The 13,801-nt window shown below is 37.6% G+C and carries 10 protein-coding genes, 9 tRNA genes, 1 rRNA gene and 1 pseudogene; 20 read left to right on the top strand and 1 reads right to left on the bottom strand.

Annotated elements, in window-relative coordinates; genetic code table 11:
• Positions 1 to 22 precede the first annotated feature (22 nt).
• The 19 genes and pseudogenes from rrf (at position 23) to MHH59_RS00980 (ending at position 11,955) form a co-directional block, all read left to right on the top strand.
• Positions 23 to 138 (top strand): 5S ribosomal RNA (gene rrf / locus MHH59_RS00890).
• A gap of 9 nt (positions 139 to 147) precedes the next feature.
• Positions 148 to 222, top strand: a tRNA-Asn gene (locus MHH59_RS00895).
• 4 nt (positions 223 to 226) lie between these two features.
• Positions 227 to 299 (top strand) — tRNA-Thr (locus tag MHH59_RS00900).
• Positions 300 to 322: 23 nt separating this feature from the next.
• Positions 323 to 397: transfer RNA gene (locus tag MHH59_RS00905), tRNA-Glu, on the top strand.
• Between the two features lie 5 nt (positions 398 to 402).
• Positions 403 to 478, top strand: a tRNA-Val gene (locus MHH59_RS00910).
• 16 nt (positions 479 to 494) lie between these two features.
• Positions 495 to 578 (top strand) — tRNA-Tyr (locus tag MHH59_RS00915).
• Positions 579 to 643: 65 nt separating this feature from the next.
• Positions 644 to 718 (top strand) — tRNA-Gln (locus MHH59_RS00920).
• A 5-nt stretch (positions 719 to 723) separates the two neighbouring features.
• Positions 724 to 799 (top strand) — tRNA-Lys (locus MHH59_RS00925).
• 5 nt (positions 800 to 804) lie between these two features.
• Positions 805 to 876 (top strand) — tRNA-Gly (locus MHH59_RS00930).
• Between the two features lie 10 nt (positions 877 to 886).
• Positions 887 to 959, top strand: a tRNA-Ala gene (locus tag MHH59_RS00935).
• Positions 960 to 1,084: 125 nt separating this feature from the next.
• Positions 1,085 to 2,230, top strand: a complete 1,146-nt coding sequence (locus MHH59_RS00940; RefSeq protein WP_002124706.1) for a glycerate kinase — start codon at positions 1,085 to 1,087, stop codon at positions 2,228 to 2,230.
• A gap of 270 nt (positions 2,231 to 2,500) precedes the next feature.
• Positions 2,501 to 3,394, top strand: a complete 894-nt coding sequence (gene rocF / locus MHH59_RS00945) for an arginase (protein WP_002029355.1) — start codon at positions 2,501 to 2,503, stop codon at positions 3,392 to 3,394.
• 248 nt (positions 3,395 to 3,642) lie between these two features.
• The gene (gene cdaA, locus MHH59_RS00950; RefSeq protein ID WP_002124707.1) at positions 3,643 to 4,464 is read left to right on the top strand and encodes a diadenylate cyclase CdaA; all 822 of its coding nucleotides are present in this window, start codon (positions 3,643 to 3,645) and stop codon (positions 4,462 to 4,464) included.
• A complete protein-coding gene (locus MHH59_RS00955; protein WP_197236170.1) occupies positions 4,457 to 5,944 on the top strand; it encodes a CdaR family protein in 1,488 nt (495 codons plus the stop codon). Before cdaA ends, MHH59_RS00955 begins: the two co-directional genes overlap by 8 nt.
• On the top strand, positions 5,937 to 7,283 hold the full coding sequence (gene glmM, locus MHH59_RS00960) for a phosphoglucosamine mutase (RefSeq protein WP_002029377.1): 1,347 nt from the start codon (positions 5,937 to 5,939) through the stop codon (positions 7,281 to 7,283). The genes MHH59_RS00955 and glmM overlap by 8 nt, the downstream gene beginning before the upstream one ends.
• A 286-nt stretch (positions 7,284 to 7,569) precedes the next feature.
• Positions 7,570 to 7,755 (top strand): annotated as a pseudogene (locus tag MHH59_RS00965) (hypothetical protein).
• A 12-nt stretch (positions 7,756 to 7,767) separates the two neighbouring features.
• Positions 7,768 to 9,570 carry a glutamine--fructose-6-phosphate transaminase (isomerizing) gene (gene glmS, locus MHH59_RS00970; protein WP_002091471.1) on the top strand — a complete coding sequence of 601 codons (1,803 nt, stop codon included), beginning with the start codon at positions 7,768 to 7,770 and terminating at the stop codon, positions 9,568 to 9,570.
• Positions 9,571 to 9,681: 111 nt separating this feature from the next.
• The gene (locus MHH59_RS00975; protein ID WP_445286109.1) at positions 9,682 to 9,840 is read left to right on the top strand and encodes a hypothetical protein; all 159 of its coding nucleotides are present in this window, start codon (positions 9,682 to 9,684) and stop codon (positions 9,838 to 9,840) included.
• A 147-nt stretch (positions 9,841 to 9,987) separates the two neighbouring features.
• Complete coding sequence (locus MHH59_RS00980) at positions 9,988 to 11,955, top strand: S9 family peptidase (protein WP_340850753.1); 1,968 nt, start codon at positions 9,988 to 9,990, stop codon at positions 11,953 to 11,955.
• 181 nt (positions 11,956 to 12,136) lie between these two features.
• On the opposite strand, the gene MHH59_RS00985 is transcribed toward MHH59_RS00980, so the two are convergent.
• Positions 12,137 to 12,643, bottom strand: a complete 507-nt coding sequence (locus MHH59_RS00985; protein ID WP_002124713.1) for a DoxX family membrane protein — start codon at positions 12,641 to 12,643, stop codon at positions 12,137 to 12,139.
• Positions 12,644 to 13,017: 374 nt separating this feature from the next.
• On the opposite strand from MHH59_RS00985, the gene MHH59_RS00990 reads away from it, so the two are divergent.
• Positions 13,018 to 13,794, top strand: coding sequence for an SDR family oxidoreductase (locus tag MHH59_RS00990; protein ID WP_340850754.1), 777 nt, complete (start codon positions 13,018 to 13,020; stop codon positions 13,792 to 13,794).
• Positions 13,795 to 13,801 lie beyond the last annotated feature (7 nt).

Consider the following 13,801-nt stretch of genomic DNA (forward strand, 5'->3'; position numbering starts at 1 on the left):
AGAATGTGTATAATGTTAAAAGTCTGGTAATGATGGCAGAGAGGTCACACCCGTTCCCATACCGAACACGGAAGTTAAGCTCTCTAGCGCCGATGGTAGTTGGGACCTTGTCCCTGTGAGAGTAGGACGTTGCCAGGCTTATATTATTCCGCAGTAGCTCAGCGGTAGAGCTATCGGCTGTTAACCGATCGGTCGTAGGTTCGATTCCTACCTGCGGAGCCATTATGCTTCCATAGCTCAGCTGGTAGAGTACTTCCATGGTAAGGAAGAGGTCACCGGTTCAAGCCCGGTTGGAAGCTTGGGAAAAGTTTTGTTTTTTTTTGGCCCGTTGGTCAAGTGGTTAAGACACCGCCCTTTCACGGCGGTAACACGGGTTCGAATCCCGTACGGGTCACCACTTTTGGAGGATTAGCTCAGCTGGGAGAGCACCTGCCTTACAAGCAGGGGGTCGGCGGTTCGATCCCGTCATCCTCCACCATATATTTTTAAATGTCGGAGGGGTAGCGAAGTGGCTAAACGCGGCGGACTGTAAATCCGCTCCTTTGGGTTCGGCAGTTCGAATCTGCCCCCCTCCACCATTTTCTTTAAAATAACCTGAGAGGGTTTATTTTTTTGAAAAGATAACCATACTAGTAAATATTAATGGGCTATAGCCAAGCGGTAAGGCAACGGACTTTGACTCCGTCATGCGCTGGTTCGAATCCAGCTAGCCCAGCCATTTACGAGCCATTAGCTCAGTTGGTAGAGCATCTGACTTTTAATCAGAGGGTCGAAGGTTCGAATCCTTCATGGCTCACCATTTTCGCGGAAGTAGTTCAGTGGTAGAATACAACCTTGCCAAGGTTGGGGTCGCGGGTTCGAATCCCGTCTTCCGCTTAATTACTAAGGGGCCTTAGCTCAGCTGGGAGAGCGCCTGCCTTGCACGCAGGAGGTCAGCGGTTCGATCCCGCTAGGCTCCATATAAATAGGAAAAGCTTACATCAAATGATGTAAGCTTTTTTTGTGTTTAAATTCCACTCAAAAAGGAAACTTTTCCGTATATCGTTTAAAATGAAAAAAAGGGATTGAATAAGGGGGGATAATTATGAAAGTTGTCATTGCATCGGATTCATATAAAGAAAGCCTGAAAGCTATAGAGGTATGTGAAGCTATTGAAAGGGGTTTTGCAGCAGTTTTTCCTAAAGCAGAGTACGTTAAAGTACCAATTGGAGATGGAGGTGAAGGAACGGTCGAATCTCTTGTTGGTGCTACAATGGGGGGAATTATATCACTTAATGTGACAGGGCCGCTTGGGGAGAGTGTGCAAGCCTATTATGGAATGTCTAAGGATAAGGAGACAGCATTTATTGAAATGGCGGCAGCATCAGGATTACAACACGTTCCAATTGAAAAGAGAAACCCACTTATTACAACGACAAAAGGGACAGGTGAACTGATATTACATGCATTAGATCAAGGAGCTAAACACATTATTTTAGGGCTTGGAGGAAGTGCTACAAATGATGGTGGGGCAGGTATGTTGTCTGCTTTAGGCGTAGAGTTTATTAATAGGAAAGGTGAAGTAATTGAGCCCTCTGGAGGAACATTACATTTGATTACTGCTCTTAACCTTTCTCGTATGGATACACGTTTGAAGGATATAAAGCTAGAAGCAGCATGTGATGTCGACAATCCATTAGTTGGACCAAAGGGAGCGTCTTTTGTATTTGGGAGACAAAAGGGTGCGAATGTAGAGATGATGAAAGAGCTAGACGGGAATTTAAAACATTATGCTAATATACTTAAACAGTACGTATCTTTTGATGTGTCCCTAATACCTGGTGCAGGGGCAGCTGGAGGAATGGGAGCCGCTGTCGTTGCAGTACTAAAGGGACAGCTAAGAAAAGGGATTGAAATTGTATTAGATTATACAAATTTTGATAAGTGTATAGAGGGTGCCGATCTTATTGTAACTGGTGAGGGAAGGATAGATGAACAAACAGCTTATGGAAAAGCTCCTGTTGGTGTCGCGAAGCGGGCGAAATGCCGTCATATTCCTGTAATTGCTATTGGTGGATCTGTATCTCCGAACTATACAATTGTTTATGAAAAGGGAATTGATGCAGTATTTAGTATTACAGCAAGTCCAATGACATTAGAAGAGGCATATAAAAGGGCAGAAGAGAATATAGAAATGACAGCGAGAAATATTGCAGCAGTGTGGAAACTAGCATCAGAAAAACGCTTCTAAGTGTAGAAGTGTTTTTTAAATTCAGTTATTTGAGGATGTTTTGTGTAATTCTAGGTATTGATGGAGAAAGGCACGGATAAAAATATTAGCTGATAGAAAAGTTAGTTGGTTCATTAAGTTAACTTTATACATAGAATAGTTTAAAAATCGGGAGTCCAACGTAAATATAAGTGAATAAAATGTATATCCATGCAGAAAAATGTCGAGTTGAGTCAGACTATATAAAAGATTTAAAATATTTAGTGAAGGCATAAAAGGGGGATACTATCTATGAAAAAAGAAATCTCAGTTATTGGAGTTCCAATGGATTTAGGACAGATGCGTCGCGGGGTTGATATGGGACCAAGCGCGATCCGTTATGCAGGGGTAGTTGAAAGAATTGAACAAATTGGATATGACGTAAAAGATATGGGAGATATATGTATAGAGAGAGAAAAAGAAGTAGATGAAAATACAAAGTTACGAAACCTTACTCAAGTTGCAACTGTATGTAATGAACTAGCGACTAAGGTTGATCATATTATAGAAGAAGGTCGTTTTCCACTTGTATTAGGCGGTGATCATAGTATTGCTATCGGTACGCTAGCTGGTGTGGCGAAACATTATAAAAATTTAGGTGTTATTTGGTATGATGCACACGGTGATTTAAATACAGAAGAAACATCACCATCTGGAAATATTCACGGTATGTCACTTGCTGCAAGTTTAGGTTATGGACATTCTTCACTTGTAGATTTATACGGGGCATACCCGAAAGTAAAAAAAGAGAACGTTGTAATTATAGGTGCACGTGCATTAGATGAAGGAGAAAAGGACTTTATTCGTGAAGAAGGCATTAAAGTATTCTCAATGCATGAAATTGATCGTATGGGTATGACGGCTGTTATGGAAGAAACAATTGCGTATTTATCTCATACTGACGGTGTTCATTTATCATTAGATTTAGATGGGCTTGATCCTCATGACGCACCAGGAGTTGGAACACCTGTAATTGGTGGTCTATCTTATCGTGAAAGCCACTTAGCGATGGAGATGTTAGCAGAAGCTGATATTGTTACATCTGCTGAATTTGTTGAAGTAAATACGATTTTAGATGAGAGAAACAGAACAGCAACAACAGCGGTTGCTTTAATGGGTTCTTTGTTCGGTGAAAAACTAAAATAAATGTAAGAAAAGCAACTGAGAAGTTGCTTTTTTTATTTGAAAATAGGCGTATAATAATGACTTATATTATACTGTAGGATAAGAAAGTTTGACATCTTACCAATTTAAGCTAAAGGGGGGCGTTTGTAATTGTCGTTTGGTTCATGTATGGTATAATTAACTAGTTGTTGGAAATACATACAGATAGAGCATAAAATAATATTTCAATATATGGATAGAATTGCTCGTAAGTAGGAGGAAGGGTTAGCATGCCTTTTGAAGATACGACCATTTTGAAATATCTTAGTACGGCATTAGATATTGCTGTTGTATGGTTTATTATATATAAGCTAATTCTTATAATTCGGGGCACGAAGGCTGTGCAACTTTTAAAAGGTATTACAGTTATTATTGTCGTCCGGATGATTAGTATTTTACTTGAATTGCATACGCTATATTGGCTAACGGAACAAGTATTAACGTGGGGATTTTTAGCCGTTATTATTATCTTCCAGCCAGAATTGAGAAGAGCACTTGAGCAGCTAGGACGGGGTAGCTTATTTTCGCGTGTGGGAAATCAGGGGGAAGATGAACCTGAAATTGTTGCAACAGCGATAGCTAAAGCAACGGAATATATGGGAAAACGTAGAATTGGTGCACTAATTACTTTGTCAAAAGAGACTGGGATGGATGATTATGTAGAAACGGGTATTCCGCTAAATGCAAATGTATCATCGGAATTACTCATTAATATTTTTATCCCTAATACCCCTCTTCATGATGGAGCAGTAATTATGCAGGGAAGTACAATTAAAGCAGCAGCATGTTACCTTCCGTTATCAGAAAGCCCATTTATTTCTAAGGAGTTAGGAACTAGGCATCGCGCTGCAATGGGAGTTAGTGAAGTCACTGATAGTATTACAGTAGTTGTGTCGGAAGAAACAGGCCAAATTTCTTTAACGAAAAACGGTAAGTTACATCGTGATTTGAAGACAGAACAGCTGAAGGACATGTTGTTAGCAGAATTTAGTGGGAACGAAAAAACGACTTCTTCGTCTTTATGGAATTGGAGGAGAAAGCGTCATGGATAAGTTAATGGAGAATCATTGGTTTTTAAAAGGAATCTCATTACTATTGGCGTGTATGCTTTTCATGTCAGCAACTTTAACTGAAAAAAATACGACATCGAGTATATTACCTTTCGTAAATGAAACGAAAGAAACATTAACTGATTATCCTATTACCCTGAAGTATGATGAAGAGAAATATATTGTAAGTGGTATTCCATCAGGTGGAGTTAAGGTGAAGTTGGAAGGTCCAAAATCAGCAGTTGCTACAGCAAAAGCAAAAAAACAATTTGATATATCAGTTGATTTGCGAGATAGTCAAAAAGGAACTTATGAAGTTTCTTTAAAAGCGAATGGGCTTCCAGATGATGTGAAAGGAACAGTCCAACCAGCAACAATCAAAGTTACTCTTCATGAAAAAGCGAGAAAATATGTTCATGTAGACTTAAAATTATCAAATGAGGATCAGATGCCAGCGGGTGCTACTCTCGAAAAATCAAACATTAAACCTGATACTGTTGAGGTAGTTGGGACGAAAGAAGAAATCGAAAGTATTTCATCTGCTAAGGCGTATATTGATTTAAAAGGTGTTAATAAAACTGTTACAAAAACACCCGAAGTTACATTATACAATAAAGAAGGAAAACGTTTAAATGTAAGAACGAGTCCATCTAAAATTAGTGTAACATTGAATGTGGCGACGCAAGCTACGGCCAATAATACTGAAAAAACTGTTCCTGTGACGTATACGAAAAAGGGGAGTTTGCCAGAAGGATTGACTGTTACAAATATTAGCGTTGAGCCGAGAGAAGTAACGATAGCAGGTCCAAAAGACATTTTGGATAATATACAATCTATAGAGGGGGTCGAGGTAGATTTTAGTCAATTGACGGATTCTACAACATTCGATGCCTCTGTTTTATTGCCAAAAGGTGTAACAAGTGCAAAACCAAATCAAGTGAAGGTTTCCGTAGGGGTACAAAAGGTAAAACAAACGAAAAGTAAAACTATTGATGGTATCCCGATTCAAAAAAGTGGAATTCCGAATGATGTTACTGCGCAGCTACTTTCGCCACAAGATGGAAAGATAAGCGTTGATATTTCAGGAGAAGCAAGTATAGTAGATAAAATAACAGCTGCTCAAATAACAGCGGCGATTAATCTGCAAAATGTATCTCCGGGGACGACAGATGTTTCTATTCAAGTGAGTGGTCCTGGTAATATTTCGATAGAAGCAAAACAAAAAAGTGCTAAAGTCACAATTGTGAAGAAAGAAAAGCCGGATAAAGAAGTACAGGGTAATATTGAACAACCAGATTCAAAAAACAATCAAGAAAATCAAACTGAAAAACCAAAAAATCCTGAACCTAATCCAGAAAAGGATCAGGAAAAAGAAAAAGACAAAGAAAAAGAAAAAGACAAAGAAAATGGCCAAGAAACGAGCCAAGAACCAACAGTAGATAATCAAAAAGAGCACGAAAAAGGAGCGAATAATAATGGGTAAATATTTTGGTACAGACGGAGTACGCGGGGTTGCAAATAAGGAATTAACACCTGAATTAGCTTTTAAAATAGGACGTTTTGGCGGCTATGTATTAACAAAAGATACAGATCGTCCAAAAGTAATTATTGGCCGTGATACACGTGTATCTGGACATATGCTAGAAGGAGCTTTAGTAGCAGGCCTATTATCAACTGGAGCGGAAGTAATGCGCCTTGGTGTTATTTCTACACCAGGTGTGGCTTATTTAACAAAAGCTTTAGGGGCGCAAGCAGGTGTTATGATCTCTGCATCTCATAACCCAGTACAAGATAATGGAATTAAGTTCTTCGGTTCAGATGGATTTAAATTAACAGATGAGCAAGAAGCAGAAATTGAAGCGTTATTAGACAAAGAAGTTGATGAGCTACCACGTCCAACAGGTACTAACCTTGGACAAGTGAGTGATTACTTTGAAGGTGGACAAAAATATTTACAATACATTAAACAAACTGTAGAGGAAGATTTCTCTGGGTTACATATTGCTTTAGATTGTGCACATGGTGCTACATCTTCTTTAGCTCCATATTTATTTGCAGATTTAGAAGCTGATATTTCAACAATGGGAACTTCACCGAACGGTATGAATATTAACGCTGGAGTAGGTTCTACGCATCCAGAAGTGTTAGCTGAATTAGTAAAAGAAAAAGGTGCTGACATTGGTCTTGCTTTTGATGGTGACGGAGACCGTTTAATCGCAGTAGACGAAAAAGGAAACATCGTTGATGGCGATCAAATTATGTTTATTTGCGCGAAGTATATGAAAGAAACTGGTCAATTGAAACATAATACAGTTGTTTCAACAGTTATGAGTAACTTAGGTTTCTACAAAGCGCTTGAAGCAAACAATATTACAAGTGATAAAACAGCAGTTGGTGATCGCTACGTAATGGAAGAGATGAAACGTGGTGGATATAACCTGGGCGGAGAACAATCAGGTCATATTATCTTACTTGATTACATTACAACTGGTGATGGAATGTTAAGTGCACTTCAACTTGTAAACATCATGAAAATGACGAAAAAGCCATTATCTGAGCTTGCAGGCGAGATGACAAAATTCCCACAATTACTAGTAAACGTTCGTGTAACAGATAAAAAACTAGCATTAGAAAACGAGAAAATTAAAGAAATTATTCGTGTTGTAGAGGAAGAAATGAACGGAGACGGTCGTATTCTTGTTCGTCCATCTGGAACAGAACCACTTATTCGTGTAATGGCAGAAGCACCGACACAAGAAATTTGTGATGGGTATGTACATCGTATTGTAGAAGTTGTGAAAGCGGAAGTTGGAGCTGAATAATTTACCAAATTTGTTTTAAAAGGAGCACAAGAAGTGCTCCTTTTTCATATGTTTTATAGATAATGAAAAAAATTTCATTGACGATTTATATTGTTTGTTATACGATGGTCTTGTTCTTTTTCTCAAAGGAAATATTGTAAATTATAAAAGCGCCAGAACTACAAGTAGTGTAGTTGACGAGGTGGAGTTTATCGAGATTTCGGCGGATGACTCCCGGTTGTTCATCACAACCGCAATCTTTTACTTAAAACATTAAGGTGACTTAGTGGACAAAGGTGAAAGTGTGATGAGAGAAGAGGAACGGATGAATACTAGCTGTATAAGTATATACGGACTTTAACCCAATCGAGAGGAAGGTGAAAGCCGTTACAAGCTTACAGGGCTAGCAATATGTAATCCGTTTTTTAGTATAAATAAAAATGGTATCGGACTATGTCGTTACATGTTCGCAGAGCAGTGTAAGCATTTGTAACGGCGACTAAACATGTGTGGAATCGTAGGATTTATTGGAGAGCAAGATGCAAAGGAAATTTTATTAAAAGGTTTAGAAAAGCTAGAATATCGCGGATATGATTCAGCAGGTATTGCAGTACAAGCAGAGAACGGTGTTGTTGTATACAAAGAAAAAGGCCGTATTGCAAAACTTCGCGAAGTCGTAGAAGAGAATGTAGCAGCAAGCGTGGGAATCGGTCACACACGCTGGGCTACACACGGTGTTCCAAGCAAACTAAACGCGCATCCGCATCAAAGTACATCAAAACGCTTTACACTAGTTCATAACGGTGTAATTGAAAACTATGAGTTAGTGAAAAAGGAATATTTACAAGATGTAACGTTCGTAAGTGAAACAGATACAGAAATTATCGTGCAACTTATGGAACAACAAGTAAGTACAGGACTAAGTGTAGAAGACGCGTTCCGTCAAACGTTATCTCTTTTACATGGTTCTTACGCAATCGGACTACTTGATGCTGAAAATCCAAACATGATTTATGTTGCTAAAAACAAAAGCCCGCTATTAGTAGGTGCTGGTGATAACTTTAATGTTATTGCAAGCGACGCTATGGCGATGTTGCAAGTTACAGATCAATTTATCGAGTTAATGGATAAAGAAATGGTAATCGTAACAAAAGAAAGCATTACAATTAAAAACTTACAAGGTGAAACGATTGAACGTGCACCGTTTACAGCGGAATTAGACGCAAGTGATATTGAAAAAGGAACGTATCCTCATTTCATGCTAAAAGAAATCGACGAGCAACCACTTGTAATCCGTAATATTATTCAAAAGTACCAAGATGAAAATGGCGAAATTGAATTAGATCAAGATATCCGTAACGCAATTTTAGATAGCGATCGCATTTACATCATTGCATGTGGAACAAGTTATCATGCAGGTCTTGTTGGAAAGCAATTCATTGAGAAATTTGCGAAAGTACCAGTTGAAGTACATGTAGCAAGTGAATTCTCTTACAACATGCCATTATTAACAGAAAGACCATTCTTCATTTATATTTCACAAAGTGGTGAAACAGCTGATAGCCGTGCAGTACTTGTGCAAACAAATGAAATGGGTCATAAAGCATTAACAATTACAAACGTACCTGGTTCTACGCTTTCTCGTGAAGCTGATTATACACTTCCTTTATATGCAGGACCAGAAATCGCAGTTGCATCGACGAAAGCATACACAGCACAGCTTGCAGTACTTTCAATCTTAGCGGCTGACATTGCAAAAGCAAAAGGTGAGGTTCTTGATTTCGATTTAACACATGAATTAGGACTTGTAGCAAATGCAATGGTAGTACTTTGTGATCAAAAAGAAGAAATGGACGCATTAGCAAAACAATTTTTAGCAACAACGCGTAACTGCTTCTTCATCGGACGTAGCGTAGACTTCTTCGTAGGTTTAGAAGGTGCGTTAAAACTAAAAGAAATCTCTTACATCCAAGCAGAAGGATTTGCTGGAGGAGAATTAAAACACGGTACAATTGCCTTAATCGAAAACGGTACACCAGTTATCGCACTTGCTACACAAGAGCACGTAAACCTTGGAATTCGTGGTAACGTGAAAGAAGTAGTAGCACGCGGAGCTAACCCATGTATCATCTCAATGAAAGGCTTAGAAATGGAAGGTGACAGCTTCGTATTACCAGCTGTACACGAAGCACTAGCACCGCTAGTAGCAGTTATTCCATTCCAACTTATCTCATACTACGCAGCGCTTCACCGCGAATGTGACGTTGATAAGCCACGTAACTTAGCTAAGTCTGTTACTGTTGAGTAGGAGATTGGTAGAGTAACTAGATTATTGTAAATTTAAAATAAAGTCACGACGTTTATAAAAAAGTTGTGAAGCTTTGCCCCTTTGGATATGATTATCTAAAGGGGCATTTTTGTGTCGAAAAAAAGAACATTTAAAATCGATAAGTGGATTAAAGAGGGGCAAGGAACTGGCAGTGGGAGAGATTATCAGCCTTGTCTTGAAATTCAAGATGATCCCTCATTAGATCGGTCAGTGGGATTTAAAAAGTATAAAAACCGGCAGATAGCATGAAGTTTTATCGGATTTGGGACGGAACTACTTTTATTTAACTGAATTTTCTGTTGTTATTTCAGATATTCGTTGATGGAAAAAAACACTGATTAAAGTTTCACTTTATTGAACAAATTAGATTACTAGACATTACAAGGGGGTTTATTAATGAAGGTGAAAGAAAAAACATATTTAAGTATAGAAGAGATTATTTCATTACCAACCTTATCAGGTGCAAATATAAGTGATGACGGCAAAGGCGTAGCATTTGTTAAGAAGACAGCTAACTGGAAAGACAATACATATAGGAATCATATATGGATATATGAAAAAGATAAGGAGCAGAGTTACCTATTAACAACTGGGGATATAGATAGTATACACCCATTATGGTCCCCAGATTCTAGGGATATCGCATACCTTAGCCCAGTTGGTGACGGAGATAATAAGAAAAATCAAATCTTTGTTAAGTCAATAGATGGTTATAGTGAGTTACAAATTACTGATGAGAAAGAAGGGGTCAGTACATTCAAATGGGAGCCTACTGGTAAAGGTTTTTATTATGTTGCACAGTCAAAAGAATGTGAGGAAATAAAGAAACGTAAAGAGCTATATGGGGACTTCCAACATGCAGGTAAGGAACATCGGAATAATTGTTTATATTACATTGAAATAGAAAAAGGGATACAAAATGATAAAGAGGAACGTGAGATTAGCGGTGTTTATCAACTAACGGATGGTAAGGATTTTTATATACATAACTTTGATATTTCAAATGATGGGACAAAGGTTGTATTTATGGCTACACCAAGCCTAAACGATCATATGAATGGTGATCTATACATATTAGATGTTGAAGCTGAGGAACTACAAAAGATGAATGTAGATAAGTTGTTGGGCGGGAGCGTTTGCTTTTCTCCTGAGGGCAGCAAAATATGTTACTCAGCAAGCATAAGAGAGAAGGATTACTATAGAAACCATATACAAGAAAGTACATTAGAGATATATGATATGAATACTGGAGAGGTAATTCAGCCTCTAACAAATTTTGATAGTACGGTTATGCCATTACAGTGGACAGATAAGGGGATTTTAATTAGATGGCAGGATAAAACTAACTATCGTATTGGATTGCTATGTGAGGATGGCACTGTGGAAATGTTAGGTGACAAAGTAGATGGCTTTATAATGGATGCTTCTATAACAAGGGATGGAAATCATATATCCTATAGTAAGGCTATAACAAATGAAACCTTTGAAATCTATTTAGACGATAAAAAAATAACGGATGAAAATAGCCTTTTTAAAGGGAAGCTGAAAAGTAACAGGGAAATAATCTCATGGCAAAGTAGTGATGGTCTTGAAATAGAGGGTGTTTTATCAACCCCAGTAGATTTTGATGCCAACAAAAAATATCCTTTATTAGTAGTAATCCATGGTGGACCAGCTTGGGCATCTTTTCCGATATTCTCAGACTGTTTTAATGAGAAATATCCGATTGAGCAGTTTATCGAAAAAGGCTTTATAGTTTTAGAGCCAAACTATAGAGGAAGTTCTGGCTATGGTAATGAGTTCTTAAAAGCCAACTATAGAAAACAGGGAATTGCTGACTACGAGGATGTTATATCTGGAGTGGATGAACTAGTTGAGCAAGGGATTGTAGATAAAGATAGAGTAGGAGTTATGGGATGGAGTAACGGAGGATATATATCAGCCTTCTGTTCTACGTTTAGTAATAGATTTAAAGCTATTTCAGTTGGGGGCGGAATTACTAACTGGAGTACCCATTATGTAAATACAGATATCCCTTACTTTATTAGAATGCATTTAGGAAATACTCCATGGAATGATCCAGATATATATACAAAAACATCGCCAATGACATATATTAAATCAGCCTGTACGCCTACCTTAATCCAACATGGCGAAAAGGATGCAAGGATTCCAACTTCCAATGCATATGAGCTATATCAAGGGTTAAGGGATATGGAAGTTAATACAGAATTAATTATTTTTAAAGGAATGGCATATAGTTCTGACCAGCCAGGAATTAATGTGGCTATTATGAAGCAGAATTTGATGTGGTTTTCACACTATATTCTTGGAGAAAGTATGAAAGAATTTAGGGTTTTATAATGGCTTGTTTTAGTCTTTAAGCTTTTTAGGTGCTTGAAATAAAGTCGTACACATTTATTCGGTTATATATGATTGAGTTTAACATTGCGGATAAGGCAAACTGTGAAATGTTTTGGTGTAAATGAGAAAAGAGCCTGAATGTAGGCTCTTTCCTTATTTATATTTAAAAGATGAACTATTCTTATGCAGTTTTACTTAATTTATATGCTTCACGGTTATTTTTTTTGAAAAGTTTTGGGAAAACATAACCATCTAATCCAATACGTCCAGCATTCTGTCCTGCAACTAAAATGAACATAGTTAAAATAAGCAGGTTTGGGTTTACACTAACAGTTCCGCTTAATAAAAATGAAAGGTTCATTATGATGCCGAAAAATGCAGCTGTTTTTGTTAATCCACCTAAAATCAAACCTAGCCCTACTAAAATTTCTCCCCATTGAACTAAAAAGCTAAATAGGTCTGCGTTTGGAAGAACAAAATGTTGAAGAAAATCTGCCCACCAACCTTGTACTGCAGGATGGGCACCTGATGCTTGAGCGATAGCTCCTTTTAGAAAACCACTTGCGTCAAAAGATTGTCCAAAAACTTTTCCTATTCCAGCAGCAAGCCATGCATATCCTATGTAAAGTCGTAAAAATAATAATATGAAAGTAGCGCGTTTATCAGTTCTTAAAAAATTGATAACCATTGAAATCCCTCCAATGTATTGTATTTACATGTTTATTATATATCCATTGTGAATAAATTCACAATGGAGGAAATGTGAACAAAAATAGGTTAGGAGTAATTGTTTTATTGTTTGTAACATTTCATCTATTTTGGTAGACTAATAATGGAGATATATCAAAAGGAGGCAAAGAATAGATATGTGGATGAACTTGTAATGATTAGAAATTAGATAGATGAATTTTTCTCTCGTAAGTGAGGGTTTATTTAGCTACCTATAAATCATTCAAGGAATGCATATTTGTTTTGTACATCCCTTTTGTAAGGATAGGTGCCTATGTGGGGAAATTTATATCTCTTATATAAAATATGCGTCCTTTAACTTTGGAGGAGTATATGATGAATCAATTAAAAAATAAAGTAGCAGTTGTTACAGGTGTAAGTCGTCTAGACGGTATAGGAGCAGCTATTTGCACGGAGTTAGCAGAGGCTGGATACGATATATTTTTTACGTATTGGACAGAATACGATAAAGAGATGCCTTGGGGCGTTGATAAAAATGAACAAATACAATTAAAAGAAAAGTTGATACAAAACGGTGTCAAAGTATCGAGCATGGAGTTAGATCTAACTCAGAATGATGCATCAAATCAGCTTATAAATAAAGTTACTGAACAATTAGGGTACCCTCATATATTAATTAATAATGCAGCATATTCTACAAATAATGATTTCTCTAATTTGACTGCTGAAGAACTAGATAAGCACTACATGGTAAATGTTCGTGCGACTACATTGTTAAGTAGTCAATTTGCCCAAGGTTTTGATAAGAAATCTGGTGGTAGAATTGTGAATATGACGTCGGGACAATTTAAAGGACCTATGGCAGGAGAATTAGCGTATGCAACAACGAAGGGAGCAATTGACGCTCTTACTAGTACGTTGTCAGCGGAAGTGGCCCATTTAGGGATAACAGTGAATACAATTAATCCAGGTCCAACTAGTACAGGATGGATGACTGAGGAGATAAAGCAAGGATTAAGACCGATGTTTCCTTTCGGCAGAATTGGTGAGCCAAAGGATGCAGCAAGGCTTATTAAGTTTTTAGTGAGCGAAGAAGCCGAATGGATTACAGGGCAAGTTATTCATTCAGAAGGTGGATTTAAGAGATAATTTTATA

Origin of the sequence: Bacillus sp. FSL E2-0195 (genome assembly GCF_038003645.1) — a bacterium.
GTDB classification, from domain to species: Bacteria; Bacillota; Bacilli; order Bacillales; family Bacillaceae_G; genus Bacillus_A; species Bacillus_A mycoides.

Excerpts from the sequence above, each read along its gene's own strand:
- glmS (WP_002091471.1), top strand. The coding sequence starts at position 7,768 with ATGTGTGGAATCGTAGGATTTATTGGAGAGCAAGATGCAAAGGAAATT.
- MHH59_RS00980 (WP_340850753.1), top strand. The coding sequence starts at position 9,988 with ATGAAGGTGAAAGAAAAAACATATTTAAGTATAGAAGAGATTATTTCA.
- MHH59_RS00940 (WP_002124706.1), top strand. The coding sequence starts at position 1,085 with ATGAAAGTTGTCATTGCATCGGATTCATATAAAGAAAGCCTGAAAGCT.
- MHH59_RS00990 (WP_340850754.1), top strand. The coding sequence starts at position 13,018 with ATGATGAATCAATTAAAAAATAAAGTAGCAGTTGTTACAGGTGTAAGT.
- MHH59_RS00985 (WP_002124713.1), bottom strand. The coding sequence starts at position 12,643 with ATGGTTATCAATTTTTTAAGAACTGATAAACGCGCTACTTTCATATTA.
- cdaA (WP_002124707.1), top strand. The coding sequence starts at position 3,643 with ATGCCTTTTGAAGATACGACCATTTTGAAATATCTTAGTACGGCATTA.
- MHH59_RS00955 (WP_197236170.1), top strand. The coding sequence starts at position 4,457 with ATGGATAAGTTAATGGAGAATCATTGGTTTTTAAAAGGAATCTCATTA.
- rocF (WP_002029355.1), top strand. The coding sequence starts at position 2,501 with ATGAAAAAAGAAATCTCAGTTATTGGAGTTCCAATGGATTTAGGACAG.
- glmM (WP_002029377.1), top strand. The coding sequence starts at position 5,937 with ATGGGTAAATATTTTGGTACAGACGGAGTACGCGGGGTTGCAAATAAG.